Annotated in this window: 25 protein-coding genes; 19 read left to right on the forward strand and 6 right to left on the reverse strand. The window is 66.5% G+C overall.

The window, feature by feature from the left end:
• Positions 1-11 precede the first annotated feature (11 nt).
• Positions 12-1,877, reverse strand: coding sequence for an alpha-amylase family glycosyl hydrolase (locus DEO45_RS14250; protein WP_114344931.1), 1,866 nt, complete (start codon positions 1,875-1,877; stop codon positions 12-14).
• Between the two features lie 362 nt (positions 1,878-2,239).
• On the opposite strand from DEO45_RS14250, the gene DEO45_RS14255 reads away from it, so the two are divergent.
• A complete protein-coding gene (locus DEO45_RS14255) occupies positions 2,240-4,426 on the forward strand; it encodes a hypothetical protein (RefSeq protein WP_114344932.1) in 2,187 nt (728 codons plus the stop codon).
• Positions 4,427-4,587: 161 nt separating this feature from the next.
• Here the strand turns inward: DEO45_RS14255 and DEO45_RS14260 are convergent, their stop codons facing one another.
• Positions 4,588-6,312, reverse strand: a complete 1,725-nt coding sequence (locus DEO45_RS14260; RefSeq protein ID WP_114344933.1) for an alkaline phosphatase family protein — start codon at positions 6,310-6,312, stop codon at positions 4,588-4,590.
• Between the two features lie 616 nt (positions 6,313-6,928).
• Between DEO45_RS14260 and DEO45_RS14265 the strand changes: the two genes are divergently transcribed.
• The 10 genes from DEO45_RS14265 to DEO45_RS14305 all read left to right on the forward strand — a co-directional run bounded on the left by DEO45_RS14265 (position 6,929) and on the right by DEO45_RS14305 (position 16,764).
• Positions 6,929-7,444 carry a DUF3016 domain-containing protein gene (locus tag DEO45_RS14265; protein ID WP_114344934.1) on the forward strand — a complete coding sequence of 172 codons (516 nt, stop codon included), beginning with the start codon at positions 6,929-6,931 and terminating at the stop codon, positions 7,442-7,444.
• 203 nt (positions 7,445-7,647) lie between these two features.
• Positions 7,648-9,258, forward strand: coding sequence for a glycoside hydrolase family 30 protein (locus DEO45_RS14270; protein WP_114344935.1), 1,611 nt, complete (start codon positions 7,648-7,650; stop codon positions 9,256-9,258).
• A 43-nt stretch (positions 9,259-9,301) separates the two neighbouring features.
• On the forward strand, positions 9,302-10,711 hold the full coding sequence (locus tag DEO45_RS14275) for an alkaline phosphatase family protein (protein ID WP_114344936.1): 1,410 nt from the start codon (positions 9,302-9,304) through the stop codon (positions 10,709-10,711).
• Between the two features lie 152 nt (positions 10,712-10,863).
• Positions 10,864-11,811, forward strand: a complete 948-nt coding sequence (locus DEO45_RS14280) for a M14 family metallopeptidase (RefSeq protein WP_114344937.1) — start codon at positions 10,864-10,866, stop codon at positions 11,809-11,811.
• Between the two features lie 56 nt (positions 11,812-11,867).
• Complete coding sequence (locus tag DEO45_RS14285; protein ID WP_114344938.1) at positions 11,868-12,389, forward strand: GNAT family N-acetyltransferase; 522 nt, start codon at positions 11,868-11,870, stop codon at positions 12,387-12,389.
• Positions 12,390-12,458: 69 nt separating this feature from the next.
• A complete protein-coding gene (locus tag DEO45_RS14290) occupies positions 12,459-12,680 on the forward strand; it encodes a TonB-dependent receptor (protein WP_114344939.1) in 222 nt (73 codons plus the stop codon).
• Positions 12,681-12,823: 143 nt separating this feature from the next.
• A complete protein-coding gene (locus DEO45_RS14295) occupies positions 12,824-13,525 on the forward strand; it encodes an alpha/beta fold hydrolase (RefSeq protein ID WP_428992452.1) in 702 nt (233 codons plus the stop codon).
• Between the two features lie 85 nt (positions 13,526-13,610).
• On the forward strand, positions 13,611-14,114 hold the full coding sequence (locus tag DEO45_RS14300) for a DUF2127 domain-containing protein (RefSeq protein WP_114344941.1): 504 nt from the start codon (positions 13,611-13,613) through the stop codon (positions 14,112-14,114).
• Positions 14,115-14,306: 192 nt separating this feature from the next.
• Positions 14,307-14,459 carry a hypothetical protein gene (locus DEO45_RS16635; RefSeq protein ID WP_189339767.1) on the forward strand — a complete coding sequence of 51 codons (153 nt, stop codon included), beginning with the start codon at positions 14,307-14,309 and terminating at the stop codon, positions 14,457-14,459.
• Positions 14,460-14,571: 112 nt separating this feature from the next.
• Positions 14,572-16,764: a M3 family metallopeptidase gene (locus tag DEO45_RS14305; RefSeq protein WP_114344942.1), complete on the forward strand. Its 2,193-nt coding sequence runs from the start codon at positions 14,572-14,574 to the stop codon at positions 16,762-16,764.
• Between the two features lie 97 nt (positions 16,765-16,861).
• Here the strand turns inward: DEO45_RS14305 and DEO45_RS14310 are convergent, their stop codons facing one another.
• Complete coding sequence (locus DEO45_RS14310; protein WP_223250889.1) at positions 16,862-17,869, reverse strand: transporter; 1,008 nt, start codon at positions 17,867-17,869, stop codon at positions 16,862-16,864.
• A 267-nt stretch (positions 17,870-18,136) separates the two neighbouring features.
• On the opposite strand from DEO45_RS14310, the gene DEO45_RS14315 reads away from it, so the two are divergent.
• The gene (locus DEO45_RS14315) at positions 18,137-19,780 is read left to right on the forward strand and encodes a trehalase family glycosidase (RefSeq protein WP_114345224.1); all 1,644 of its coding nucleotides are present in this window, start codon (positions 18,137-18,139) and stop codon (positions 19,778-19,780) included.
• A 109-nt stretch (positions 19,781-19,889) separates the two neighbouring features.
• Here DEO45_RS14315 and DEO45_RS14320 read toward each other — a convergent pair whose 3' ends face one another.
• Entirely contained in the window at positions 19,890-20,591 is a 702-nt protein-coding gene (locus DEO45_RS14320; protein ID WP_114344943.1) for a murein L,D-transpeptidase catalytic domain family protein, read from the reverse strand.
• 199 nt (positions 20,592-20,790) lie between these two features.
• Here DEO45_RS14320 and DEO45_RS14325 point away from each other — a divergent pair, with 199 nt between their 5' ends.
• The gene (locus tag DEO45_RS14325; protein WP_114344944.1) at positions 20,791-22,410 is read left to right on the forward strand and encodes a L,D-transpeptidase family protein; all 1,620 of its coding nucleotides are present in this window, start codon (positions 20,791-20,793) and stop codon (positions 22,408-22,410) included.
• A gap of 371 nt (positions 22,411-22,781) precedes the next feature.
• The gene (locus DEO45_RS14330; RefSeq protein WP_114344945.1) at positions 22,782-23,027 is read left to right on the forward strand and encodes a hypothetical protein; all 246 of its coding nucleotides are present in this window, start codon (positions 22,782-22,784) and stop codon (positions 23,025-23,027) included.
• Here the strand turns inward: DEO45_RS14330 and tsaA are convergent.
• Positions 23,022-23,588, reverse strand: coding sequence for a tRNA (N6-threonylcarbamoyladenosine(37)-N6)-methyltransferase TrmO (gene tsaA, locus DEO45_RS14335; RefSeq protein ID WP_114344946.1), 567 nt, complete (start codon positions 23,586-23,588; stop codon positions 23,022-23,024). The genes DEO45_RS14330 and tsaA overlap by 6 nt on opposite strands.
• 45 nt (positions 23,589-23,633) lie before the next feature.
• Between tsaA and DEO45_RS14340 the strand changes: the two genes are divergently transcribed.
• From DEO45_RS14340 to DEO45_RS14350, 3 genes are all read left to right on the forward strand, one after another.
• On the forward strand, positions 23,634-24,008 hold the full coding sequence (locus tag DEO45_RS14340) for a YciI family protein (RefSeq protein WP_114344948.1): 375 nt from the start codon (positions 23,634-23,636) through the stop codon (positions 24,006-24,008).
• A gap of 2 nt (positions 24,009-24,010) precedes the next feature.
• Positions 24,011-24,532 (forward strand): DUF6630 family protein, encoded by a 522-nt coding sequence (locus DEO45_RS14345; RefSeq protein ID WP_114344951.1) that lies wholly within the window; start codon positions 24,011-24,013, stop codon positions 24,530-24,532.
• Between the two features lie 101 nt (positions 24,533-24,633).
• On the forward strand, positions 24,634-25,356 hold the full coding sequence (locus DEO45_RS14350) for an HAD family hydrolase (RefSeq protein ID WP_114344953.1): 723 nt from the start codon (positions 24,634-24,636) through the stop codon (positions 25,354-25,356).
• Positions 25,357-25,380: 24 nt separating this feature from the next.
• Here DEO45_RS14350 and DEO45_RS14355 read toward each other — a convergent pair whose 3' ends face one another.
• Positions 25,381-25,635 carry a hypothetical protein gene (locus DEO45_RS14355; RefSeq protein WP_114344955.1) on the reverse strand — a complete coding sequence of 85 codons (255 nt, stop codon included), beginning with the start codon at positions 25,633-25,635 and terminating at the stop codon, positions 25,381-25,383.
• Between the two features lie 65 nt (positions 25,636-25,700).
• On the opposite strand from DEO45_RS14355, the gene DEO45_RS14360 reads away from it, so the two are divergent.
• Both DEO45_RS14360 and DEO45_RS14365 read left to right on the forward strand, forming a co-directional pair.
• Positions 25,701-26,159, forward strand: coding sequence for a putative toxin-antitoxin system toxin component, PIN family (locus DEO45_RS14360; RefSeq protein ID WP_114344957.1), 459 nt, complete (start codon positions 25,701-25,703; stop codon positions 26,157-26,159).
• A 63-nt stretch (positions 26,160-26,222) separates the two neighbouring features.
• Positions 26,223-26,411: a CPXCG motif-containing cysteine-rich protein gene (locus tag DEO45_RS14365; RefSeq protein ID WP_114344963.1), complete on the forward strand. Its 189-nt coding sequence runs from the start codon at positions 26,223-26,225 to the stop codon at positions 26,409-26,411.
• The last annotated feature ends 5 nt before the right edge of the window (positions 26,412-26,416 follow it).

Genomic DNA, 26,416 nt, shown 5'->3' on the forward strand with positions numbered 1-26,416 from the left:
GGCTTGAGCCATCACTGCCGATTCGAGCCCTTGCATATGATGAATTCGAGCGCTGGAACCTCTACCGCATAGCTGCCGGGAGCAACACTCTGCTGCTGGCATTTTCCGTACAACGGTGTCCACCGTTGTGAGGTCGATTCGACGAGGACTCGACCGGAGATCGGGCCGAGGCTTGTATTGAAAACGACCAAAACCTCATCGCCCGAAGGCGAAAAGCGAGAAATCGCAAGCAGCCCCGGTGCATCACCGGACAAGCGAGATATTTGGCGACCTCGTTGGAGAGCTGGTTCGCCAGCTCTAACGGCAAGCATTCTGGAAATGCTCTTGTACAACGGGTGGTTCACGTCGAAGTGGTCGTTATTGCCAGGCGCCTCGGATCCAAGCCGTGGCTCCGATTGATAGCTGGAAACTTTGGTCGGAAACATGTCCTCGCGCGAATCCTGATCAATCGCTCCCTCTCCGGTGAAGCCTTGCTCATCTCCATAGTAAATGGCGGGAATTCCACGTGAGAACAGGATGACCGCGTAAGCCAGGCGCACTCGTCTCATGACCTCATCAAAAGAGGCATGAGGCTTTGCCTCACGCACCGCGTGTGCGAAACGCATAACATCATGATTACCGGTAAGAGTGACCAGTTCCGCAGCTGTCGCATCACCCTTGGCGTAAAGCGCATCACCTTGAAACACATCAGTGATTTTCGACGTCGGACCGTCCTTTGCGATCGCGTCAACCAACGCGGCCTGAAGAGCAAAGTCGTTCACCGCCGGAAGCCCATCGACGCGCGTGGCGCGCGCAAGCCGTCCAGGGGTGAATTCCATCACTTCCCCAAAAATATGAAAGTTGGGAATTCCCTTCGCTTTCGCCCTGGCCAGCATCGCAGGCACAAATGCTTGCCAAAACTGCGCATCCACGTGCCGCGCGGTATCGATGCGAAAACCGTCGATCCCATAATCATCTATCCAGCGACTGTAGATATCGATGAAGCCACGAACCACCCGAGGGTTCTCGGTAAAAATGTCGTCAAGACCCATGAAATCTCCCAACTGGGCGCTCTCACCCCGAAAGATCGAGTTGCCGCGGTTGTGATAATAAATTGGGTTGTTGAGCCAGTCGGGCTTCTTGATGTGGCGTTCGGCCGCCGGCACGTAGGGTGTGTAGGCGTAGTTTGGGCTGGTCAGCTTGGAAAAATTGCTGGTCGTGAGATATGGCGGCAGATCGCCGAGAAACCCTTGATTGATTGCGCCCTTGGAATCCGCTTTGCGGGTATAAGGGAAATCAGCGCGAGAACGATAGGTGCAGGCTTTGCCTTGGCACTCGCGATATTTGATGACATCGGCTGTGTGATTAACCACAAGGTCGAAGTACACCTTCATGCCGCGCGCATGTGCCGCATCCACAAACGCTTTGTAGTCTGCCTTGGTCCCCAGATGCGGATCGATATCTGTAAAGTCGACAGGCCAATAGCCATGATAGCCGGCGGACTGGTATCCATCCTCCTCTTGAACGGCCTTGTTGCGAAATACCGGCGTTAGCCAGATGGCTGTCGCGCCCAAGCCGCGGATGTAGTCCAGTTTGGAGGTGACGCCCTTAAGGTCGCCGCCGTGATAGAACGCTTTGTCGGTAGGATCGTAACCGGTCTCAGAACGTTTGCCGGATAAACCACCTCGATCATTCGAAGGATCCCCATTGGCAAATCGGTCTGGTATGACCAGGTAGATAACCTCGCCTTCTGCAGGGCGCGAGCGTAGCGCTGTCAAAGAATCGAGTTTTTTTGAATGAATGATCGAGGAGGGGACTTCTGCATGCGCTGATCGCACAGTTGCACAGCCTAACGAACCGAAAATTGCGACCCACGTGAAAGCAAAGCGGTAACGCATGACTACCCCTGTTCGATGACCACCATTTGGTCCGTTCGACGGTAATATATGCCTCAATGGTGGTTCAATGAGCTGCCTACCCTGCATTAGAGGTTCTATGCATACGTATTCATGCTCAATCGCCTAAGTTCGCCGACAGTAGATGCGACGTCTTAATGTCCGTCATCGGATCGAAATAGGGGGGCGAGATAAGGGTCAGAGTGCCCTATTCAGGGTGGCCGTTTGAAAGCCTCTGGTCCCGTTTGTGAAGGCTTCCGCCAGTACAAAGGAGGCGCAGAGGGTTTGAGAAGGGCGCACTTTTGATGGCGTTTTCTGGTGGGAGACGGAACAATGGCACGACTTGTTGCCTGGATATCCTCACCATGAAAAACCGTTTCGCGCTTGCGGTCACGTTGTTGCTCCCGTTTCTGCTGCTGCCGCGGACGAGTTTCGGCATGCGCCATGAGATCGCGAACGGATCCCTGGTGTTCTCGATCGACGATGCCACCGGTGCCTATGCGCTCGACGACGGCGAGCTGCATTTTGGCGGTCGTTTGCCTCGCGGCGCGGCGCGCGTGACGAAGTCGGCGGGAGGGCTGCACTTTCCGCTCATCGAGGGGATCGAGGCGAGCGTGGCGCCGGCGCCTGGCCGATCGAATGCCCTGTTGTTCTCTTGGCGGGTCGCAGACGCGGGCCCGGTGACGGCGCCACCGACGTTTCCGGATTTTTTGACGGTGCCCGCCGGGTTGCATTCGCTCTCGCACCGGCAGTTGAATTTCGCGCCCCCGGTTTTCGACGATCCGCAGGACGTATCGACGCCCTGGGTGCTGTTCACCGGCGCCGGCCACACCCTGATCATCTCGCCGGCGTCGGATTTCTTCCTCGCGAGCATGCTCGGTGACGCCAGGACACGCGTCGCGGTGGGATTGAATGCCGAAGTGGGGAAGCTTCCCGCCGGCTTCACCTCGACGGCACTGGTGGCGTCGGCGCCGGATGTCGCGTCGGCCTATGACGCCTGGGGAGCTGCGTTGCGCGGGCTCTACCACCGCCGCCCCGCGTCGGCGGAGGCCGATCCGATCCTGCGCGATATCGGCGTGCTTACCGATAACGCGGGCGGCCATTACTACTACAACTACGAATATGCCGAGGGCCTGAATTACGAGGAGTCGCTGGTGCGGTTCCTCAAGCGCAGCCGCGAGGCCGGTTTTCCGTTTGGCTACCTGCAGCTCGACAGCTGGTGGTACGCCAAGAGCTCGTGGAATCCGGAGGAGAAGGTCGGCCGGATCAAGAATCCGGCACTTCCCGACGAGGACTGGAATCGCTACGGCGGCCTTGTCGAATGGAAGGCGCAGCCGGGCGTGTTTCCGAAGGGCATGGCCGCCTTCCATGAGCGCGTGAAGCTGCCATTCTTCGCGCACAATCGCTTCATCGACAAGGACAGCCCGTATCGAAAGCGTTACGAGATCTCCGGCGTGGCGGCGGTCGACCCTGGTTACTGGAACGAGCTGGCGAACTACGCTGCCGCGAACGGCATCGCCGTTTATCTGCAGGACTGGCTCGATGCGACGTACAGATTCTCGCCGGAACTGCATGCCGTACCCGGCAAGGGCGAGATGTTCATGGACGGCATGGCGTCCGCGATGGCTGCGCACGGGATCACCATGCAGTACTGCATGGCCTATCCGCTGCACATGCTGCAGGGCGTGAAGTATCCGAACCTGACGACCATTCGCGCCGCCGGCGACGGCCTGACCCGCGAGAAATGGACGCAACTGGCGTTCAATGCGCGCCTGATCCATGAGTTGGGCGCGTGGCCGGCGACGGACGTGATGCCTTCAGGCGACACGGCAGCGATGCTGTTCGCCACCCTTTCAGGCGGACCGGTCGGCGTGGGCGACGCGTTCGAGAAGCTCGACAGGACCAACATCTTCAGGGCGGCGCGTGCCGACGGCGAGATCGTGAAACCGGATGAGCCGCTCATGCCGCTCGGCGTCAGTTACCTGACCCAGGCGCAAAAGACGGGCGTGCCCATCATCGCCGCCACATTCACCCGGCACGGCGGCCATGCCACCGCGTACGTTCTGGCATTCGCGGATGATCCCCGCAGCGCCACGACGGACTTTTCCCTGACGCCGAAGGATCTTGGCTTCGGCGGAACCGTGGCGGTATTCGACCCGGCATCGGAATCCGTCGTCGTCAAGCACGCCGACCAGACCATCACCGGAAAAACGACCGGCCCTGATGCGTTCGCGTATCGCATCGTTGCGCCGATGCCCGCATCGGGCATCGCCGTTTTCGGCGATCTCGGGAAGTTCGTCACCATGGGGCGCAAGCGTGTTGTTTCATACGAAGACGTTGCCCGCGGTGCCCGGCTGAAACTTGCCTTCGCAGCGAAGGACGGCGATATCACCGTGGCCGGCTATGCAAGGTCGGACATCGTTGCGCACGCTGAGGGTGCGACTGTCGTGTCGACGGAGCGCGATCCGCGTACGGGTCTTTTCAAGGTGACGCTGAGGCCTGGAGGCCGCTCTGCCGCTATAGCCACACTTGCGCTGAAGGCCCAGGGCTGATCCGCGACGTCCACGGAATCGAGTGGCGCCGGACATCAGAGTCCGATCCCCTCAGCCGAGCGGATCGGACGTGTTACGCCGGTTGGAGAGGACGCCGTTATGTTCTCTCCCACCGTGTGCAGCCGGCCCGGCGGGCAGGCTGCACCTGGTCGCTCCCGCCGTCAGTTCGCCTGCATCAGCGTCCACTGCTGATTGGGGCCGCCATGGCAGGTGTACTGGATGAGTCCAGTGCCTTTCGTGGTCGAGGAGTTGGGCACGTCGAGGCATTGGCCGCTGTTCTGGTTGACCAGTTCGTAGCCGCTACCCTGGACCTTGCTCTGCCACTGCTGCTCGGCCCCGCCCGTGCAGGTCGCCTGGACCACGGCCGCGCGGAGGGAGGTCGAGGCATTCTCGACGGCCGCGCACAACCCGCTCAACACATTCTTGATGGCCCATGAGCCGCTGGCACCCTGCGTAAACACCCACTTCTGGTTGTTGTAACCGCTTTTCGGGTACTGGATCAGCTGCGTATTGCTGGTGGTCGAACTCCGCGGGTCATCCACGACCAGGCCCGAGTTGACGTTATTCACCCAGTACGCCACGCCGACCGGCGCATTGACGGTGAGGTTGATGGGGGTGTTGTGAATGAGCGAGCCGGCGACACCGGTCACGGTGACCGTCGCGCTGCCGACAGCCGCCGAGGACGCCGCCGACAGCGTCAGCGTGGAGGTGACGCTTCCGCCGCTGGACGGCATCAGCGACGCGGGGGAGAACGTTGCCGTCACGCCGCTCGGGAGTCCGGAGACGGACAGGTTCACGAACGAGTTGAAGCCATTGAAGCCGGAGACGGTGATCGTGTCGGTGGCTTGTCCCCCCTGGCTCACGCCGACCGACGTCGGCGATGCGACTATGCCGAAATCAGGCGTGGTCATATTCCAGACATCGGTGATCGGCGTGGCGGCGGAGGCGTTGCCGAGCGGGGCCAGGCCATACATGTCTTCCAGCGTCCGCAGCACCCTGTAATGATCGATCCGCTCCGCATAGGCGCCGGTGTTGATGTTCGCGCCGACGAACAGCGTGATGATCTGGTTGGATTCGGCGAGATCGTCGTTCTCGTCCCAGGTCAGGATCAGCAGGCTGTTGTGGGTCTTGGCCCAGTTGACGTAGGTGTCGATGTGGGAGCTCAGCCAGTTGTCGCCGGTGGCTATGGAGCAGTCGTGCATGTCGTTGCACAGGTTCGGAATAACGAACGACAGCGTCGGCAACTGGGTGAAGTCGCTCGGGAAGGCGGAGTAGGGCAGGTTCGTCGACGACGAAAGGTTGCTGAAATTCACCCAGGGGTTGTGCCGGCGAACATATCCGGACAATCCATACCCGCAACCGGTGTAGCCGATCGACGGCATGGTTTCCGAATAGCCGGCGAAGGTGTAGCCGGCGGCAATCAGCTGGTTGCCGAGATTGTCCGTGCCGAAGGTGTGCGGGCAGCTGTCGTCGGTGATGCCCTGGGCGGATCCGGAAAACAGGGCCAGGTAGTTCGGCTGGCTCGGATGCGTTACCGCGTAGGCCTGGGTGAAGTTGGCGCCACTGGAAATGAGCGAGTTGATGTACGGCGCGTCGACGGTGCTGCCGACGATGTTGCTCCTGCTGACGTTCTCCATGACGACGACAACGACGTGGTCGTAACGGGGAATCACGCCGCTGGTTGCCGCCGTGGCGGTCAGGGAAGAGAACTGCCCCTTGTGGTCCGGCGTCGTGGTGGTGGCCTGCGTGGAGGTATTTACCACCCCCTGTAACGCTTGATGCCCGCTGGGCTTTGCATCGAATGCGCGTGCATTGCCGACGGTAGCGACGGCTACGGCAACGAGCAATGCGAAAGGAAAATGCCTGGTTAGGCGACATGCTTTCATGACGGTGACTTTCTCGAAATTGGATGGAATTTGGGACGCACGGGGTTGCGTGCTGAAAGCACGGGTTGGTCTCCCCTGGTGGAACTCATGAAACAGCTGGGGCACGCCTGGTCGGATTGAGCTGCGTCATGCCGCACGACCAGGCTGGAGATCGCCGCTCGTGGCGCGTCGAATACAAAAGACGCGCGCATCCATCGGGCGAACCCTGGAGCGATGTCCGAACCGGACTATCGTTCCCGGCCCAAGTAAAACCCATCGAGCGCGCTTCACCCATCCCCGAAAGGACATGGATGCCTGGAACTGTGATGAGATCGACACGATGTCTGCGCCGTCCACGCATTCGGCCGACATGCGCTGCGGCGCGTTCTGGTGTAGGGCAGGAGCGGAAGCATCCTGGGCTTCGCCGGGGATGCGGATCGCTCCAGCCTCGTGATTCGAGTTCACCGGGCAACAGGCATCTTCGTGCCATACCGCACGTACGGCAAACCGGGGCACTTCACAGCTCATTTCCCGAACGGAGTCCTCGGCGAGCCGGCGTATACTGATTTACGCCGACGCGTAGCGGGGCTCTTTGTCCGTTCCGGCTGCCGGCCTGTTCCGATCCGGGAGCGCCGTCATGAAATCTTCCTCGTTGCTGCGCCTGCTGTGCCTTGCCTGCCTTGTCCTCGCGTCCGTCATCGCGCAGGCGGCGACGCCGCCGGACAATGTGAGCGTGCGCTACAAGGATCCGCAGCACTTCACCGAGGCGAAGCGCAGCGTCGGGGTGCACCTGATCGACGCCGACGCTTACCTGAAACCGCTCAGCGCCTATATCGTCCAGCGCGCCTCGCGCATCCTTGCACCTGGCCAGCGGCTGGACATCGAGGTGACCGACGTGGTCCGGGCTGGCGCCTACGAGCCCTGGCGCGGCCCTGACTTCTACGATGTGCGCATCATCAGGGACATCTATCCGCCGCGCATCGACTTGAACTTCACCTTGTACGGCGCCGACGGCAAGGTGCTGCGCCAGGGCGAGCGCAAGCTGCGCAACGCGGCTTTTCTCAGCAGCAGCTCGCCTGTCGATCAGGATTCGTTGCGCTACGAGAAATCCCTGATCGATCTCTGGCTTCGCCGGGGCGCAGGGAATCTCTGACGCTTGCCTTGGGACTCCTCCCGGGAATGACCCGTCCGGGGAGACCGGAATCACAAGTCGAAGCGAACCTTTGCCGGCAAGTCGACTCTGACCCCCGTTTTGCTGCACTCTTCACCGACTTGTCATGAACAAGCCGGGGGGCTCCGTGATCGTGAGGTTGTCGCAAGCGCACTGCAACGTGGGCAACAGGATTCGCGTGCATCATGGATGACCGCAAAGGTGTTCCCGGCTGGATGGCCGTTGCATCCGTCGCGTTGATTACCTTGCTCGCACTGGCAGCCCTCCATGCGCCGCGCCGCACGCATTTCGCGGTGGAGACCGAGGTCACCCTGACGCCGTTTCCGGCAACTGCCGCGGTCAAGCTGTGGTTGAGCACGGCGGATCGCCGGCTGCGCCTGGTGCGGCAGCCGGACATCGAGTCGGGTGCCGCCGGGTCGTCCCCTGCCGATGTGGTCGTCGACCTCGGCAGGAAATACCAATCCATCGTCGGCTTCGGGGCGGCGCTGACCGACTCGTCGGCGTGGCTGATCCAGAACCGGTTGAACGGGCAGCAGCGCAGTGCGTTGCTGCACGAGCTGTTCGGGCCGCCGCCCGGCCTCAACCTGGGCATGATGCGCCTGACCATCGGTGCTTCGGATTTCTCGCTGGAGCCGTATACCCTGGACGACCTGCCGGCCGGCCAGGTCGACCCCGAGCTGCAGCACTTCAATGTCGCCGCCAATTTGCGCAACGTCATTCCGGTCGTACACGAGGTGATGTCCATCAATCCCCAGCTGCGCGTCATCGCCTCGCCATGGAGCGCGCCGGCGTGGATGAAGGACAGCGAAAACCTGATCGGCGGCGCGTTGCTGCCGCAGTTCGAGAGCACGTACGCGGACTATCTGGTCAAGTACATCGACGCCTACCGCGGCTACGGTATCCCCATCTTTGCCCTGACCGTGCAGAACGAGCCGGGCTTCATACCGCTGACCTATCCGGGCATGGATTTCCCGGCGGCCACCCGGGCGCGCATCATCGCGCGGTATCTCGGTCCGGCGCTGGCGGGGCGCAAGCCCAGGACGCTCATTCTCGGCTGGGACCACAACTGGGACGAGCCGGAACAGCCCCTGGGCGTGCTGGCCGACCCCGATGTCGCGCGCTATGTCGACGGCATTGCCTGGCACTGCTACAGCGGCAGCCCGTATGCGCAGGGCCGCGTGCATCGCGCGTATCCCGGCAAGGATGCCTACATCACCGAGTGCTCCGGTGGCGACTGGGAGTCGAGCAGGAACGGCGAACTGATGTGGTTCACGCGCGACCTGCTGCTCGCCGGGCTCAGGCAGTGGGCGCGTGGCGTGGTGTACTGGAACCTGGCGCTCGACGAGCAGCACGGCCCGCATTTCGGAGGCTGCGACGCCTGCAAGGGCGTGGTGACGATCGAGTCGCGCACGGGCGAAGTGGATCGCAACGACGAGTACTACGCGTTCGCGCATTTCAGCCGGTTCGTGCTGCCCGGTGCCGTGCGGGTGTGGTCCACCGCCACCGACAAGGGCATCGACAATGTGGCGTTCCAGAACGCTGCCGGCGGATCGGTCGTTCTGGTGGTGGTCAACAGCAATGCGCAGGCCCGCCGTATCTCCGTGAAGCAGGGCCGGACCCGTTTCGAATACGCGTTGCCGGCGCAGAGCGTCGCAACCTTCGAATGGAACCCCGGTCAGGCAGGCAGGCCCGCGGGTGCGACGGGCCCGTCGCCGCTCGATTCGCCGCTGGCCCGGAAGCCGCCCGGCCCCGCGGCCAGCGGCGGGCGCGACGGCGAGCGCAAGGTGGCCGAGTGATGCCATGTTCCAACGAGTGCCTTTTCTCCATCGACGGGGTCGCATGATGTATCCGATTTCCGCTTTGCTTCGAAGCGTGGCCGCCGCGGCGATGTTCCTTGCGGGCGGCGCCGCGCTGCCCCCTTGCGCACGGGCGGCGCCCGCCACGCCGAGCCCCAAGGTCGTGGTCATCAGCCTGGACGCCTTCGGTGCGGCCAGTCTGCGCGAGCCGCAGCTGCCCGCGCCCACGTTGCATGGGTTGATGCAGCGTGGCGCCTATGCGGTTTCGATGCAGCCGATCAACCCCACCGTCACCTGGCCGAACCACACCACCATGGTCACCGGCGTCGACGCGAGCCGGCACCATGTGCTGGTCAACGGGCTCATCGTCGACCAGCGCACCGCCACGTCGCCCCGGATCGACATGGGCGCGCCGAAGTCGCGGCTGGTCGCCGTGCCCACCGTCTACGACGCCGCGCATCAGGCGGGCCTCACCACGGCGCAGGTGGACTGGGTCGCCATCGATGGCGCGCGGAGCATCGACTGGCAGTTCGCCGAACATCCCGACCCCGACGGCGCCATCGAGCAGAGCCTGGTGCGGCAGGGCGTCGTCACCCGGGATCAGCTCGTGCATTTCGGTGAGCCGTCGCAGGCGTGGCGCGATCGCATCTACACCCGCGCGGCGGTCGACATCATCCGGCAGCATCACCCCGACCTGCTGTTGCTGCATCTGCTGGCGCTGGACAGCATCGAGCACGAGACGGGCTTCGGCAACGACGCGGGGCGCAATACCATCGCCTTCCTCGATGACCGCGTACAGGAGGTCATCGACGCGGTGCGCGCCGCCGGCGATCTCGACCGCACCACCTTCATCATCGTCTCCGACCACGGCCAGCAGAGCGTTCGCCAGCTGTTACGCCCCAACGTGCTGCTCAGGCAGGCCGGCTTGCAGGGCGGCTCCACGGGCCGCCCCGCCTTCTGCCTGACGGATGACGGTTTCGCCCTGGTCTTCCAGCAGCACGCCACGGAAGCCTCGACCCGGAAGATGAAATCGCTGTTCGCGGGCAAGCCCGGCATCCGCGCGGTGCTGACTCCCGCCGAGGCGGCGAAGCAGGGCTGGCCGGTGCCGGCGCAGAGCGACCAGGCGCCCGATCTGCTGCTCTACGCCGCGGACGGCTACGCCTTCAAGGAAGGCGACACGGGCGACTACGTGACGCCGACCCGGGAAATCGGCGCCCACGGCTATCCCAATTCGAACCCGCTGATGCAGGGCATATTCATCGCCGCGGGCGCTGGCATCCGGGCCAGGGGCGAAATCCCGGCCTTCCCCAACCTCGATATCGCGCCGACCATCGCGCAGCTCCTGCACGTTTCCCTCGGCACGGTCCAGGGCAAGCCGCTCATGGAAATCCTGGGATCGCCGGGCCATGCAGCGCCGACGCCGGCGCGGGCGGCGTCCGCGGCGGGCAGGTAGGCCGAAGGCCGGGTCGCACGCGCGGAAAGGGGGCCCGGTGCTTGCGGATGACGAACGGGCGCTTGGGATCGGAACGCCGGCGCGGCCGGCGACGTTTCGGTCCGGTGCTACAGTGCTGCGCCTCCCCATGCCACAGCGAAGCGAGCCACGCGATGACGATCCAGGCCTTCTATCCCATCGGTACCCCCGGACGTCCCTGGGGCGACGCGGAGGTGGCGGCATGGCGAGCGCGGCAGGCGGTCAGGCGCAGCTACGCCGCGGACGTGCTGAGCGCGATCGAGACCCTGCGCGCGCGCTTCGACGTATCCGAATACGGCCGGCTCGACTATGCCTCCGACAGCTATCCGCTGTTCGCGATCAGGAGCCGCGGCTGGCGCGACGAACTCCCCGTGGCGCTGGTGACCGGCGGCGTGCACGGCTACGAGACCAGCGGCGTGCACGGCGCGCTGCAATTCGTCGACCGGCATGCGGCGGACTATGCGGGGCGGATCAACCTGCTCGTGGCGCCGTGCGTGAGCCCGTGGGGCTACGAGCGCATCCATCGCTGGAACCCCGACGCGCTCGACCCGAACCGCTCGTTCCGCGCCGACAGTCCGGCGCAGGAATCGGCGGCGCTGATGCGGCTGGTCGCGCCGCTGCGCGATCGCGTGCGCGTGCACATCGACCTGCACGAAACCACCGACAGCGACGAGAGCGAGTTCCGCCCGGCGCTCGCCGCGCGCGACGGCAAGCCCTTTGAGCCGGGCACCATCCCCGACGGCTTCTACCTGTGCGCGGACAGCGCGGATCCCCAACCGGCGTTCCAGCAGGCGGTGATCGCGGCAGTGGCCAGGGTCACCCACATCGCGCCGGCCGATCCCGACGGCACGATCATCGGCTCGCCGGTGGTGGCGCCGGGCGTGATCGAGTATGCCTGCCGCCAACTGGGCCTGTGCGCCGGCATCACCGATGCGCCGTACCGGACCACCACCGAGGTCTATCCGGACAGCCCGCGGGCGACGCCGGAGCAGTGCAATGCGGCGCAGGCAGCGGCGATCCGTGCGGCGATCGACTTCGCGCTGGCGCACGGGGCGCTCGAAGGTGGCACGGAGTCCGCTTGAATTTGCCCCGTTCGCGCGTGCCGTTCGCGCCGGTCGGCTCGCCTGAAGATCGCCGAATGCTCCGCGACGCCAGCCCCGCCGACTTTCCCGCCATCCTCGCCCTCAACGAGGCGTTCGTGGCCGTGCTGAGCCCGCTCGACGGCGCGCGGCTGGCCCGATTGCATGCGCAGGCCGCGCTGCATCGGGTGATCGAATCCGCCGGAAAGGTCGAGGCGTTCCTGCTCGCGTTCCGCGAAGGGGCGGACTACGACAGCCCGAACTACCGCTGGTTTGCGCAGCGCTATCCGCGTTTCCTTTATGTGGATCGCATCGTGGTGGCCGGCGACATGCAGGCGAGCGGCGCCGGCCGCCGTCTTTACCGTGAGCTCCATGCGCTCGCCGTGCGCGACGCGGTACCGCTGATCACCTGCGAGTTCGACATCGAACCAGCCAACCCCGCGTCCGAACGCTTTCACGCCAGGCTGGGTTTCCTCGAAGTCGGCCGGCAACAGCTGCATGGTGGACGCAAGACCGTCTCGCTGCAGGCGCTCGACGTCGTCGCGGGGCATACCCCGTTGGCCAAGCTCGACGCCGATTGATAGCCCGCCGCCTTGCCGCGGCGGCAAGGGGCTATGCTGGCCGGGTGATCACGTCAGGAAGTCCCCGCCATGACCACGGTCTCCGGCAAGACGAAAAACGGGTTCGACTACGAAGGCGAGTACGAGCAGGCGAGTGCTGGCCGCGTGATCTGGACAGCGACGTTCCGCCGCGACGGCGATTACGCCGGCATGCGGCACGGCTGCCTCTATGGCTTGCAGGATGCCGCGCCGGCGACGCTCGATGACCTGGTGAAGGCCGATATCGCATCGACGTGGACAGACGCGACCTGACCGGTGTCCGGCGCCGGCTATGCCTTGCTTTCCGCGCCGGGAGGAGCGTGATCATGCCCGAGCTCGCGCGTATCCCGGCGGTGGTGCGAAACGGCACGCGCGGTGGCCGATAATGCCCCCTCCTTCGATTGCCGGGCATGACCGTGACTGACCATCGGCAGCCGTTGCTGCTGCTCCCCGGATTCCTGTGCGACGAGGACCTTTGGCGCGACCAGCTGGCGGGCCTGGCCGACGTTGCCGATGGCCGGGTGGCCGACCTGGGCCATGGCGACAGCATCGCCGCGCTGGCGCAGCAGGTGCTGGCGACGGCGCCGCCGCGCTTTGCTCTGGCGGGCTTCTCGTTCGGCGGCTATGTCGCCCAGGAAATCGCCCGGCAGGCGTCGTCGCGCATCGAGCGGCTGGCGCTGCTCGACACCTCGTTCCACGCCGATACGCCCGAGCGCATCGCGCAGCGACGGGCGGCCAACCGCACGGTCAGCCTGCCCGGAAAGTTCCGCGGCATGACCGAGCAGTTGCTGCCGAGCTTCGTGGCGCCGCCGCGGCTGCACGATGCGGCGCTGGCGCAGCGGATCAATGCGATGACCTTGCGCCAGGGCCGCGAGGTGTTCATCCGCCAGAACGCGATGCTGCGGGAGGACGGCGAGGCCGTGTTGCGCAGCCTGACGTGTCCGGTCATGGTGCTGTGCGGCCGGCTGGACGTGCTCACGCCGCTGGCGCTGCACGAGGAGATGGCGGCGCTGATGCCGCAGGCGCAGCTGGTGGTGGTCGAGGACAGCGGCCACATGAGTCCGATGGAGCAGCCTGCGGCGGTCACCCGGGCCATGCGAACATGGCTGTCGGCGTAGGCAGGGCGTCACCGGTCCCCAACCGGGGAGCAAGCTCCGGACCGGCGGCCACCGGTTTCCGGGTCCACCGCGGGAGGGCGTGTCGATGATCGGCTTGCGCGCTCGAACCCTATCCGACAAGGCCTTCGCTGTCGGGCTTGGCCTGAAGGGACTCGACGGCCTCGCCGAGGTCGTCGGCGGACTCTGGCTGCTGCTGCTCGGCCCGTTGCGGTTGCAGGCCTGGATCGGCGCGCTGGTCGCGCCGGAGTTGCGCCAGGATCCCTCTGACTTCATCGCGACGCACGTGCTGCACTGGGCCGCGCAGTTCGACCAGGGCTCCGTGCTGTTTGCGGCGGTCTACCTGCTGTCCCACGGCGTGGCGAAACTGGTGGTGATCGTGGAGATCCTGCGCGGCAGGCTGTGGGCCTACCCGGGCCTGATCTGGCTGACCGCGGCGTTCGCCGCCTATCAGATCTACCACATGGTCGTGGCTGGCCCTTCGTTCGCGTTCGTGGCACTGACCCTGTTCGACCTGCTGATCATCGCGCTCACCGTGGTCGAGTACCGCAAGCTGCGGCATCACGCCGGCGAATCGCGCGCGGCGGGCTGACTGGCGTGCGGCGTCGTCGCGGCTGTCCGGCTGTCCGGCTACCGTGCAGCGGCTGTCCGCGGACAACCCACCGCCACCCTGCACAGTGCCGACGGATACAGGTGGGACAAGGCTTCGCGCGCTCCGCGCCGGCTTGGCATGGCGATTGCACTCCGTGCATCACAGGGAAACCCATCCACGCGGAGACACGTCATGAAATACGAATCGATGATCCTGGCCGGCCTGTTCACCGCCTGCTTCGCCCTCTGCGTCCTGGTGATGGGCGCCATGCTGGTGACGAGCGTGCGCCCGGTGCAGATCGCCGGCGCGCAGGCGACGCCGGTGCCAGCCGCCACGGCGGGTTGAGGCCGCGCCGCCGCGCGACGGCGGGTGGCCGCGAACCATGGCTTTGGTCATGGGTGGCCGCGCGAGGGATTGGGTAGGATCGGGAGTCCGTTCCACGACAGAGATCCATCTCATGAAGCATTCTCTCGCCCTGACCCTGGCCATCGCACTTTCCGGCTCCATGGCCGCCTGCTCCGACGGCGGCTCCGACAGGAAGAGCGCCGCCGCGCCGCAGGCGCAAGCCGGTTCGGCGGTGGCCGTCGCTGGTAATCCGTTCTTCGGCGAAAGTCCGCTGCCGCTGCATTACCCGCAGTTCGACAAGATCAGGGACAGCGACTTCGCGCCCGCCTTTGACCGCGGCATGGCCGAGCATCTCAAGGAAGTCGAGGCGATCGCCGGCAACGCCGAGGCGCCCACGTTCGACAACACCATCGTCGCGCTGGAGAAGTCCGGGCAGATCCTCACCCGCACCTCGACCGCGTTCTTCAGCCTGGTCGGCGTGGACATCAACGACGCACGCAAGGCGATCCAGGCCGAGTACGCACCGAAGCTGGCGGCGCATCGCGACGCGATCTCGCTGAACCCGCAGCTGTTCGCGCGCATCCAGCGGCTGTACGACACGCGCGATCACCTGGGCCTGGACGCCGAGGGCGTGCGCCTGGTCGAGCGCTACCACACCGACTTCGTGCGCGCCGGCGCGAAGTTGTCCGACGCCGACAAGGCACGCCTGAAGGCGATCAACGGCGAGCTGGCGACGCTGGGCACCACGTTCAGCCAGAACGTGCTGGCCGAGGTGAACGATTCCGCCGTGGTGGTCGACACGAAGGAAGAGCTGGCCGGCCTCACCGACGAGCAGATCGGCGCCGCCGCGGCCGCCGCGAAGGCGAAGGGCCTGGACGGCAAGTACGTCATTGCCTTGCTCAACACCACCGGCCAGCCGCCGGAAGCGCAATTGCAGAACCGCGCGCTGCGCCAGCGCCTGCATGAGGCGTCGATCGCCCGCGGCAGCCGCGGCAACCCGTACGACAACACCGCGATCGTGGCGCAGGTGCTGAAGCTGCGCGCCGAGAAGGCGACCATGCTCGGCTATCCCACCTACGCCGCCTACGTGCTGGCCGACGAGACGGCGAAGACGCCCGAGGCGGTCAACGCGATGCTGACCAGGCTGGCGCCGCCGGCGGTGGCGAACGCGAAGCGCGAGGGTGCGGCGCTGCAGGCGATGATCGACAAGGAGCAGGCGGCGAAGGGCGAGCCGACGTTCGCGCTGCAGCCATGGGACTGGGCCTACTACACCGAGAAGGTGCGCGCGCAGAAGTACGACTTCGACGAGAGCCAGCTGAAACCCTATCTGGAGATGAAGAACGTGCTGGAGAACGGCGTGTTCTACGCCGCTGGCCAGCTCTACGGGCTCAGCTTCAGGCAGCGCACCGACCTGCCGGTCTACAACCCCGACGTGCTGGTGTACGACGTGTACAACGCCGACGGCAGCCAGCTGGCGATCTTCCTCGCCGACATGTACGCGCGGCCGTCCAAGCGCGGCGGCGCGTGGATGAACTCCTACGTGCAGCAGTCCGCGCTGACCGGCAACCTGCCGGTGGTGGCCAACCACCTCAACATCACCAGGCCGGCCAGCGGCCCGACCCTGCTGACCTGGGACGAGGTGAACACGATGTTCCACGAGTTCGGTCATGCGCTGCACGGCATGTTCTCGAACGTGAAGTACCCGTACTTCAGCGGCACCAGCGTGCCGCGCGACTTCGTCGAATTTCCCTCGCAGGTGAACGAGATGTGGGCCGATTGGCCCGGCGTGCTGGCGAACTACGCAAAGCACTACCAGACCGGCGCGCCGATGCCCAAGGCGCTGCTGGACAAGGTGCTGGCCGCCTCGAAGTTCAACCAGGGCTTCGCCACCACCGAGTATCTCGGCTCGGCGATGCTCGACCAGAGCTGGCACCAGCTCGGTGCGGACAGGATTCCCGCCGCCGCCGGCGTGATGGCGTTCGAAGCGGCCGCGCTGAAGGCGAACGGCACCGACTACGCGCCGGTGCCGCCGCGCTACCGCACGCCGTACTTCAGCCACATCATGGGTGGCTACGCGGCCGGCTACTACGCCTACATCTGGTCGGAAGTGCTGGACGCGAACACGGTGGAGTGGATCAAGGCCAACGGCGGCCTCACCCGCGCCAATGGCGACCGCTTCCGCGCGACGCTGTTGTCACAGGGCGGCAGCAAGGACGCGCTGCAGCTGTTCCGCGATTTCGCCGGGCACGAGCCGCAAATCGAGCCGCTGCTGAAGCGTCGCGGGCTGGACGCCGCGGCCGACTGATCCGAACCGCCTGCTGGAAACCCCACCGCCCGGAGCGATCCGGGCGGTTTTTGCGGAGCGGCCGTGTCGCGGCGATCCGGCGGCAAACGCGCCGGATTCAGTGCACATAGTTGAGCGCCACCGCAGGGGTGACCGTGCTGGCGGTGCCATGCCCGCCGGTGATCACGCGCACGCCCACCAGCATGCCCAGGCGTGCACTCCAGTTGTACTCGACCGCCGGCGCGAAGCCGAACGCCGTGCTGGTACCGGTATCGATGCGCAGGTGCGAGATTGCCAGCGTGCTGCCGGGAAGTGCGATATCGCCGCGCACGCGGGTGTTGTGGCTGTGCCGGTAGGTGAGGTCGAATGCGAGCACCCAGCGCTTGCTCAGGCTGTATTCCCACGCCGCGTTGACGAGGAAGGAACGGCCGGGCCGGGCGCTGCCCTGAAAGCCATCCGGCGTGCCGTAGACGCTGGTGCCCTCGATCTGCGCCGTGCCGGAAAAAGATTGCGCCACGTTGAAACGCATGCGCAGGATGCGGCCGTTCGCCAGCCAGAAATACGTCTGCGTGTTGAGCTGCAGCGTGGTGGTATGTGCCCCGCCGCCGAGGCCGTCGGCGGGGCGGTTGCCCAGCCGGTCGTACTTGCCGGTCGGCAGCGTCTGCTGCAGCTGCAGCGAGATCGTGGGAACCCAGCTGCCCTCGTGGAACTGGGTCAGCCGGTATTGCGCCTGCACACTGACGTCGCCGAATCCGATGCGGGAGCTGTCGGGGCCGCCGTCCATCCGGTTGTAGCCCAGCACCGGCATCAGCCCGACGGTGAGCCGGTCGGTGAGCCCGTACAGCAGGTAGGTGAGCGAGCCGTAGCCATCCGCGTGGGCCGAGTGCACGTCATACAGGTAGGGCTCGACCAGGACGTGGCCGCGCGGCAGCGTGGCGGCCGAGTTGGCCAGCATCGGCCCGGTCCACCACGCATCGTCCAGCGACTGGCGCGGTGTCGGCGCGGTCTGCGGATACGCTGCATGCAGCGGCAGGGCGATGCCCAGCACGCCGCACAGCCGCAGGATCCGGCGGCCGACCGGCGGGCTCCTGATGATCGGTCTCGCGCCGTTTTTCTTCGCGCACACGTGTCGTTTTCCCCCTGATCTGATCTCTGGTTGTCCGGACCGTCGCCGTCGCATGCGGAGCATCGCCGCCCCTGCCGGGAGTGGCGCAGCATGCACGCAACGAACAGGGCGCGACACCCCGTTTCTTGCCATGCCACGCGGCGGCCCGGGCGCCGGGCGGCTCCGGTCCACGGCGCAGGATACATGGCCGCCGCGGCACGCCGGTTGCATTGAAGGGGCCGTGGCGACACGCTGTCATGCATGCAGCCACGAGGTCGGTCCATGACGATGAAAAAATTCCTGCCCCTCGCGCTGGCCGGATGGTCGGTCCTGTTCGCCGCCACGGCGACGGCCGCCCAGCCCGATGCGCAGAAGACCCGCGCCTACATCGACCATGCGTGGACCACGCTGACGCGCTCGATGGACGACTGCTCGGCCCTGCGCGATCCCAAGGTGGGCACGCAGCCGGTGCTGTACCTGCCCGCGGACCTGCCGACGCCGCCGGAGCTGGCCGCGGTGAAGAAGCGCTGCAACGTCGACGTGCAGGTGCTGCCCCGCGCGATCGGCCAGCTCGGCGACATCGCGCCGGCCACGCTGCCGCGGCAGGGCCTGCTCTACCTGCCGTATCCGTACGTGGTGCCAGGCGGCTTCTTCAACGAGATGTACGGCTGGGACAGCTACTTCATCGTGCTCGGCCTGGTCGCCGACCACCGCGAGGCACTGGCCCGCGACATGGTCGACAATGCGCTGTTCGAGGTGCAGCACTACGGCGCGGTGCTCAACGCGAACCGCAGCTATTACCTGACCCGTTCGCAGCCGCCGTTCCTGGGCGCGATGATCCGTGCCGTGCTGGACGACCCGGACAGCTTCAAGGACAAGACCGAAGCCCATGCGTGGTTGGAGCACGCGTATCCGCTCGCCGTGCGCGACTACTCCACCTGGACGCGCAAGGAACACCGAGCCGGCGCGACCGGCCTGGCGCGCTACTACGACTACGGCGGCGCGGCGCCGGTGCTGGAGATGCGCGACAGCAGCTACCTGCGCGGCGTGATCGACTGGCTGCTCGCGCACCCGTCGGAGGATCCCGGCTATCTGGTCAGGGCTGCCGAACATCCGGACGCGGCGGAAGTCGCGCGGCTCAAGACGACCAGCTGCGACGTCGAGGCCTCGAAGGTCTGCGCCGGCGCCTGGTCGCAAGGCTATCGGCTGGGCGCCGACTACTATCTGGGCGATCGCGCGATGCGCGAATCGGGCTTCGACACCACGTTCCGCATGGGTCCGTTCGGCGGTTCCACCCACCAGTACGCGCCAGTGGACTTGAACAGCCTGCTGTACCGCTACGAGCGCGACCTGCACGATTTCGCCATGCAGCTGGGGCGCACGGCGGATGCCGCGCGCTGGGCCGATGCCGCCGCGGCGCGGCACGCGGCGATCGACAAATATCTGTGGCGCGCCGACCAGGGCATGTACATGGACTACGACTTCGTGCGGGGCAAGCCGTCCGGCTATCGCTTCGTCGCCACCTACTACCCGCTGTGGGCCGGCGTGGCATCAAAGCAGCAGGCCGCCGCGTTGCGCGACCGGCTGGGCATCTTCGAACGCAAGGGCGGCCTGCAGACCAGCGACCACGCCAGCGGTGCGCAGTGGGATGCGCCGTTCGGCTGGGCGCCGACCAACTGGCTGGCAACGGCCGGGCTGGACGCCTACGGTTTCCAAGACGACGCCCGCCGCATCGCGCGCGAATTCACCGCCACCATCGACCGCAGCCTCGCCGCCGACGGCACCATCCGCGAGAAATACAACATGGCCAGCGGCAACGCCGACGTGAAGATCAGCGCCGGCTACACCGCCAACGTGATCGGCTTCGGCTGGAGCAACGGTGTGTACCTGAAGATGCAGGCGCTGCTGCGGGAGCCCTCCGGGAATCCGTAAGGGATGGCGACCGGCGCAGCAGTACCGGCGCGCTGCACAACAAGCGGACCCTGCGGTGCACGCGCCAGCGACGAAGCGCCCGAGGGCAGAACATGCCCCTGATGCGGATTCAGGGCGCGGCGAGGCTCGCGGTCATGGCGCGTCCGCTGCTGCACTTGAGGTACGGCGAAGCGCTCAGCCAGCGCGCATCGGGGTAGTAGGAGAACACGTACTGGCCGCCCTTGAGGGCGTCGATCAGCGGCCGCGCAATCGCGGTGCGCACGGCCGGGCAGCCGTAGCTGCGACCGATGCGGCCTTGCTGGCGGGCGAGTGCGGGGTTGACGTAGGTGGCGCCGTGGATCACCAGCGCGCGCTCCAGCGCATGGTCGTTGGTGCCCGGTTCGAGGCCTTCCATGCGCAGCGAGTAACCGTTGTGGCCGTCGTAGGTGCCCAGCGTGCGGAACAGGCCCAGGCTCGACTGCAGGCTCTCCGGCCGGTTCGAGAATGTCCTCGCCAGGTTCTCGCCGGTGTTGCGCCCGTGCGCCACCAGCTCGTGGTACAGCAGCTTGCGTTTGGCCAGGTCGAACACCCACAGTCGCGGCTCGGTCGAGGGCTTCGAATAGTCGATCACCGCCAGCCGGTCGGACGGCGGCTGGCCTTGCGCGGCGGCGCATTCGGTGGCGGCGAGCGCCAGGCCGATCACCTTGGGGTTCGCGTTCGGCGCAAGCCGGCTGAGCGTATCCTGCAGCGAGGGTTCCGCGGCATGCGACACGGCAAAACCGGCGGCGAGAAACAGGATTAGGGTGGCGACGGGGCGCGGGAGTCGGCTCATCGGTACGGCTTGGCGGGGACGGCATCGGGCATGCGGCCGTTCATCCTAGCAGCGCCTGGTTAAGAACCCGTCGGCCGTGGCCGCATGCCTAGGTCATTTGCGTTGGCAGGATGCTGTGTTATCACAGCGAGTACCACTTGAGCAGGATCGTGTCGTGCCGCCCATCCGTTGCCGTTTCCTGCGGGGCTTTGCCCTGTTGATGCTGGTGCTGGGAAGCGTGCTGCACGCGCAGTCCACGGTCGAGCAGCCGTTGAGTCCGGTGGCCGAGCAGATCCGCGAACGGGTCGAGCAGTGGCGCATCGCGCATGCCGACGGCGACGCCGCCACGACGCCTGGCAATGTGGTGGCCGCCTTCTACGAGCAGAACCGGTTCGCGCCGGCGTGGACGCGCCCGGGCGATCTCGACCAGCTGCTTTCCGCGCTGGGCGACGTGGCTGGCGACGGCCTCGATCCGGAAGACTATGCGTTGAGTGAGCTGCAGCGTCGGCGCAGCGTGCTGAGCGATCCACAGGCCACGCCGCAGCAGCGCGCGCAGTTCGACCTGCTGGCCACTGATGCCTGCCTGGCCGCGCTGCTGCACCTGTATCGCGGCAAGGTCGATCCGGCCACGCTGGACACGCACTGGAACTACGACCCGCGCCAGCTCGACCAGGCGCAGGGCCTCAAGGCGGTGCACGACGCGCTGGAGCAGGGCACGCTTGGCGAGCTGTTCGCGCGGGCAAGGCCGCAGAACCCGCTGTACGGCCAGCTGCGCACGGCGCTGGCGAAACTGCGCGAGGTGGCGGCGCAGGGCGGCTGGCCTGCGCTCGCCGATGGCCCCACGCTGAAACCGGGCAGCCGCGATCCGCGCGTGCCGGCGCTGCGCCAGCGGCTGCGTCTGGCCGGCTATCCGGTGGGCGAGGGCGTGGACGACCTGTACGACCCGGCGCTGGAGGCCGCGCTGGAACAGTTCCAGCGTGAACAGTACCTGGCGCCCGATGGCCATCTGGGCAAGGCCACCCTGGCTGCGCTGAACGTGCCGGTCGCGGCACGGATCGGGCAGCTGCGCGTGAACCTGGAGCGCGCGCGCTGGCTGCTGCACGAGTTGCAGGGGAGGTTCGTGGTGGTCGACATCGCCGGCTACCAGGTTGCCTACTACAAGGATGGCGAACCGGTGTGGCGTTCGCGCGTGCAGGTGGGCAAGCCGTACCGCAGCACGCCGGTGTTCAAGTCGAAGATCACCTACCTCACGCTCAACCCGACCTGGACGGTGCCGCCGACCATCCTGAAGAACGACATCCTGCCGAAGCTGCGCAAGAACCGCGGCTACCTCGCCGCCAACCGCATCCGCGTGCTGGACGGCCAGGGCCGCGAGCTGTCGCCGGCCAGCGTGGACTGGTCCCACCCGCGCGGCATCGTGCTGCGCCAGGACGCCGGCCCGGGCAATTCGCTGGGGCGGCTGGTGATCCGCTTCCCGAACGATTACGCGGTGTACCTGCACGACACGCCGCACCAGGAATTGTTCGCCAACGAGCAGCGCGCGGACAGTTCCGGCTGCATCCGGGTGGAGCGCCCGCGCGAGCTGGCCGAACTGCTGCTGGACGACCCGGCGCGCTGGAACCGGGCCGGGATCGACCGCGCGATCGATACGCTGAAGACGCAGACTGTGATGCTGCGCGAGCCGGTCACACTGCTGCTAGCGTACTGGACGGTGGACCTGCGCGAGGACGGCCGGGTCGGCTTCCGCCCCGACGTCTACCAGCGCGATCCGCCGTTGCTTGCCGCACTGGAGCGCCCGCGCGTGTCGCCGTGGCCGTCGGCAGCCATCGAGCAGCCCTGACGGCACCTCAAGAACCTCGATGTCCGTCATTCCAGCGAAAGCTGGGGTCCAGCGCCTCGACTGTTCAGGGACCGGAAGGCACGGGAGGCCGGCTTTCGCCGGGATGACGAACAAAAACCAGGTTGTTCGAGGCTCCCTGAAGCGAAAAAAGGCCGCGCCCGGCGGGGGCGCCGGGCGCAGCCAAGGTTTAAACCGATCCACTGCCAATGCATCGGGTGCCGGCGGCGGAGCGATCCGCGTCGACTGGGCCAGTGTGCCCAGCGTGGGTCTCACCGACCGGGATTGCCCTGATCCCGGTCAGGGCGCCCGGCCCGGCAGGCCGCCATCATCGCCGCCGGCGGATGTGCCGCCGTTGCCCGGAGACCGTACCGATGCTGTTTCAAGTGAAGGATTTCGCCGGTAATACCGGCGCCATCGCCGCCATCCTGCGCGCCCATGACGCCAACGCACAGGTCACCGGCGAGCCCGTCGCGGGACAGATCGACGTGGCGGCGCAGTTGACCTCCAGCCAGGTCATTACCGCCCTGCACGAGGCGGGTTACGAGGCCGTCCGCGTGTCCGAGCCGCGGCAGATCCACGTCAGTGGCGGCAGCACGTGCTGCGGCAGCTGTTCATGACGCGCTGACGTCGTCCGCGCCGCGAGGCCGCGCCCGCGGCTTGCGCGGCCCCGGCGCGGAGCGGCGACCCTGCGCCGCGTCGATCGTGTCGATCCAGCCTGCGCGTGCCTGCGGGAACGCGTCCGCGTACGGCACGTACGGCTTGATGTCGAGGATCGGCGTGCCGTCGAGCAAGTCCACCCCGCGCACCCGCAGCGCGCCTTCCTCCACCGCCACCAGTTCCACCGCCGACAGCCCGATCGCGTTGGGCCGGTGCGGCGAGCGCGTCGCCAGCACGCTGCGCTTGCCGCCTCCGCGCGGCGGGCGCACCTCGGCCTTCCAGCCCTCGCTGCGGTGGAACGCGAACAGCAGCCAGATCCGCGCGAAGCCGGCGAGGTCGCGGAAGGCCGCCGAGGGGAAACCCGGCACGAACTCGACCACGGCTTCGGCCGCTGCCCCGGTCTCGGTGCCGGCCACCACGGTGGGCTGGTGCGGCGCGTCGATACGCTGCGCATACGGCGAACGCACGAAGGCGATCGGATGGCAGGACAGGGCGTGCAAGCTATCGGGCGCGGTGCTCATTGCGGCATTATCGCTCCTTCGCTCCGCTTCCCCGCCGAGGACGCCATGAAATTTCTCGTGATGATCTACTGCGACGACGCCTTGCTGGACGCATTGCCCGAGGGCGAGTTCGACAACCTGATGCATGGCTGCTTCGCCAAGGCCGACGCCTTGCGCGCGCAGGGGCAGCTGCGCGATTCGCAGCAACTGGAAGCGCCGGCCACCGCCCGCACGATGCGCGTGCGCGACGGCCGCACCAGCGTGGTCGACGGTCCGTTCGCCGAAACCAAGGAATACCTGGGCGGCTTCAACCTGATCGAGGCCGCCGACATGGACGAGGCGCTGCGCATCGCCTCGGCCTTCCCGTGGGCGCGCACCGGCGCGATCGAGGTGCGCCCGGTGCGCGACATGGACCTGGTGCGAAAGCGGGTAGGTGCCTGAACATGCGCGACGACGACGATTTTGACGACGACCGCGAGGTCGACGGCGAGGACGACTCGGTCGAAGCCCAGATCTGGCGGCTGCTGCTGCTGATCAATCCCGGCGACGAGGAGACCGCGCTGCAGCAGTTCGGCGAATATCGCGAGGCGGTCGCCGAAGGCGGCGACGCCGAGCCGGTGGCTCTGATCGCGCGGGTGATCGACTGGCGCTCGGGCTTCATGGTCGCCGAGGATGACCTGCGCTCGCTGGTGCAGGCGCTGGACGAACTGGCCACGCGCTGGAACCTGTCGATCGACTGGGGCGGCGATCCGGACGACGACGACTATTTCGACGATGCCGATGCCGGCAGCCTGCTCGGCATCGCCTACGACCGCCTGGCCGAATCCGGCTATACCTTGTGGACCTGGGAAACCGACGACGATTCATACGCCGGCTGGATCACCCTGACCCGCGACAGCGAACCGATGCGCGAACTGGCCACCGCGTTGCACATCAACCTGCGCCCCGGCAGCGATTTCGGCTGAGAGGTTGTGGATTTTCCGGCCGCGTGGGCGAGGGCGGCCCTGCGCCAGAAGCGCGATTCTTCACGGGCCCCGGGCGACGGAACAGGGAGAACGGAACAACCATGCTGCAACTGATCGGTTTCGACGGCGACGACACGCTGTGGCACAGCGAGGGCTACTACCGCCAGGCCGGCGACGCGTTCGCCGCCATCATGGGGGGCTACGTCGACCTGGGCGACCAGCACGTGCACGACAGCATGCTGGCCACCGAACAACGCAACCTCAAGCTGTTCGGCTACGGCGCCAAGGGCATGGCCCTGTCGATGGTGGAGACCGCGATCGCGGTCAGCGACGGCCGCATCAGCGCCGCCGACGTCCATCGCCTGGTCGAGCTGGGCAAGGCGGTGCTGCAGCATCCGGTGGAACTGCTGCCGGGCATCCGCGAGGCGGTCGAGGCGGTGGCGCGGAAGTACGAGGTGGTGCTGATCACCAAGGGCGACCTGTTCCACCAGGAGAAGAAGGTGGCCGAGTCCGGGCTGGCCGACCTGTTCCGCCGCATCGAGATCGTCTCGGAAAAGAACGCCGCCACCTACCAGCGCGTGCTGGGCGAATTCGCGCTGCAGCCGGCGCAGTTTGCGATGGTCGGCAACTCGTTGCGCTCGGACATCGAGCCGGTGGTGCGCCTCGGCGGCTGGGGCGTGCACCTGCCGTACCACGTGACCTGGGCGCACGAGCTGGAGAACGGGCTGGACGCCGACGAGCCGCGCGTGCTCACGGTGGACGCGCCGGCGGCGATTCCGGCGGCGCTGGAGCGGCTGCGCGCATTGGCCGCTGCAGCAGCGTAGGGCGGACAGGGTCCGCGGCCGCGGCTAATCGTCGAAGCCGGTGTAGTCGTCCGGGAAGATCGGCGTGCCGTCCGCTTCCAGACCCTGCATGTCGGCCAGCGCCTTGGCAGCAGCGGCCTCGGCAACGTCCTTGTCGCGGAAGCTGCGGTTTTCGCAGATCGCGTAATACACCGGAAAACCGTGGCGGCGCGGGGTGATCGCCAGCCATGCCGCATAGCGCGAGCCTTCCAGCGTGGCGCCGGAGCGGGCAATGTAGTCGTTGAACTCACGCTCGGCCATGGACGACGGTTCCGGTCGGAAAGTGTGCAGTGTATAGCGTGGCCCGCTTGCTTCATCATGGCGCGATGAGTGCCGACCCGTCACCGCCGCCACGCATCGTGCTGGACACCAACGTGTGCCTGGACCTGTTCGTGTTCCACGAGCCGCAGTCCGCCGCGCTGCACGTGGCGATGCAGTGCGGCACGATCGAAGCCGTGACGCGTGCCGATTGCCGCGACGAGTGGCTGCGCGTGCTGCGCTACCCGCAGCTGCCGGTCACCGACGCCACGCGGCCGATGATCGAGGCGTCGTTCGATGCGCTGGTGCGCTGCCTGCCGGACGAATTCGCCACGGCGCCGGGCGCGGCGCCGCTGCCGCGTTGCGCCGACCCGGACGACCAGAAATTCCTGGAACTGGCGCAGGCATCGGGTGCGCGCTGGCTGGTCAGCAAGGACAACGAGTTGCTGAAGCTGGCCCCGCGCTGCGCACGCGACGCGCTGTTCTGGATCGGCCTGCCGCAGGCATGGTCGCCGCGCAAGGCTTGAGCGTCGCATCGCCGCCGGTACGGTGCCGTGGTGTACTCGGAGACCCGCTTGCCGAGATGCGCCATGCTCACCCCGTATACCATCGACTGTCCGTATTGCGGCGAGCCGATCGAGATCCTGCTCGACGCCTCCATCCCCAGCCAGCACTACATCGAAGACTGCCAGGTGTGCTGCCGCCCGATCACGTTGCAGGTGGAGATCGACGAAGACGGCGAACCGCAGGTGCGCGCAACAGGCGAGAACGACACCTGAGCAGG

Origin of the sequence: Rhodanobacter denitrificans, assembly GCF_003335105.1 — a bacterium.
Lineage (GTDB): Bacteria > Pseudomonadota > Gammaproteobacteria > Xanthomonadales > Rhodanobacteraceae > Rhodanobacter > Rhodanobacter denitrificans_A.

Excerpts from the sequence above, each read along its gene's own strand:
- DEO45_RS14255 (WP_114344932.1), top strand. The coding sequence starts at position 2,240 with ATGAAAAACCGTTTCGCGCTTGCGGTCACGTTGTTGCTCCCGTTTCTG.
- DEO45_RS16635 (WP_189339767.1), top strand. The coding sequence starts at position 14,307 with ATGAAATACGAATCGATGATCCTGGCCGGCCTGTTCACCGCCTGCTTC.
- DEO45_RS14320 (WP_114344943.1), bottom strand. The coding sequence starts at position 20,591 with ATGAGCCGACTCCCGCGCCCCGTCGCCACCCTAATCCTGTTTCTCGCC.
- DEO45_RS14300 (WP_114344941.1), top strand. The coding sequence starts at position 13,611 with ATGATCGGCTTGCGCGCTCGAACCCTATCCGACAAGGCCTTCGCTGTC.
- DEO45_RS14270 (WP_114344935.1), top strand. The coding sequence starts at position 7,648 with ATGGATGACCGCAAAGGTGTTCCCGGCTGGATGGCCGTTGCATCCGTC.
- DEO45_RS14305 (WP_114344942.1), top strand. The coding sequence starts at position 14,572 with ATGAAGCATTCTCTCGCCCTGACCCTGGCCATCGCACTTTCCGGCTCC.
- DEO45_RS14330 (WP_114344945.1), top strand. The coding sequence starts at position 22,782 with ATGCTGTTTCAAGTGAAGGATTTCGCCGGTAATACCGGCGCCATCGCC.
- DEO45_RS14350 (WP_114344953.1), top strand. The coding sequence starts at position 24,634 with ATGCTGCAACTGATCGGTTTCGACGGCGACGACACGCTGTGGCACAGC.
- DEO45_RS14355 (WP_114344955.1), bottom strand. The coding sequence starts at position 25,635 with ATGGCCGAGCGTGAGTTCAACGACTACATTGCCCGCTCCGGCGCCACG.
- DEO45_RS14285 (WP_114344938.1), top strand. The coding sequence starts at position 11,868 with ATGCTCCGCGACGCCAGCCCCGCCGACTTTCCCGCCATCCTCGCCCTC.
- DEO45_RS14280 (WP_114344937.1), top strand. The coding sequence starts at position 10,864 with ATGACGATCCAGGCCTTCTATCCCATCGGTACCCCCGGACGTCCCTGG.
- DEO45_RS14275 (WP_114344936.1), top strand. The coding sequence starts at position 9,302 with ATGATGTATCCGATTTCCGCTTTGCTTCGAAGCGTGGCCGCCGCGGCG.
- tsaA (WP_114344946.1), bottom strand. The coding sequence starts at position 23,588 with ATGAGCACCGCGCCCGATAGCTTGCACGCCCTGTCCTGCCATCCGATC.
- DEO45_RS14360 (WP_114344957.1), top strand. The coding sequence starts at position 25,701 with ATGAGTGCCGACCCGTCACCGCCGCCACGCATCGTGCTGGACACCAAC.
- DEO45_RS14325 (WP_114344944.1), top strand. The coding sequence starts at position 20,791 with ATGCTGGTGCTGGGAAGCGTGCTGCACGCGCAGTCCACGGTCGAGCAG.
- DEO45_RS14365 (WP_114344963.1), top strand. The coding sequence starts at position 26,223 with ATGCTCACCCCGTATACCATCGACTGTCCGTATTGCGGCGAGCCGATC.
- DEO45_RS14290 (WP_114344939.1), top strand. The coding sequence starts at position 12,459 with ATGACCACGGTCTCCGGCAAGACGAAAAACGGGTTCGACTACGAAGGC.
- DEO45_RS14340 (WP_114344948.1), top strand. The coding sequence starts at position 23,634 with ATGAAATTTCTCGTGATGATCTACTGCGACGACGCCTTGCTGGACGCA.
- DEO45_RS14315 (WP_114345224.1), top strand. The coding sequence starts at position 18,137 with ATGAAAAAATTCCTGCCCCTCGCGCTGGCCGGATGGTCGGTCCTGTTC.
- DEO45_RS14265 (WP_114344934.1), top strand. The coding sequence starts at position 6,929 with ATGAAATCTTCCTCGTTGCTGCGCCTGCTGTGCCTTGCCTGCCTTGTC.
- DEO45_RS14345 (WP_114344951.1), top strand. The coding sequence starts at position 24,011 with ATGCGCGACGACGACGATTTTGACGACGACCGCGAGGTCGACGGCGAG.
- DEO45_RS14260 (WP_114344933.1), bottom strand. The coding sequence starts at position 6,312 with ATGAAAGCATGTCGCCTAACCAGGCATTTTCCTTTCGCATTGCTCGTT.
- DEO45_RS14250 (WP_114344931.1), bottom strand. The coding sequence starts at position 1,877 with ATGCGTTACCGCTTTGCTTTCACGTGGGTCGCAATTTTCGGTTCGTTA.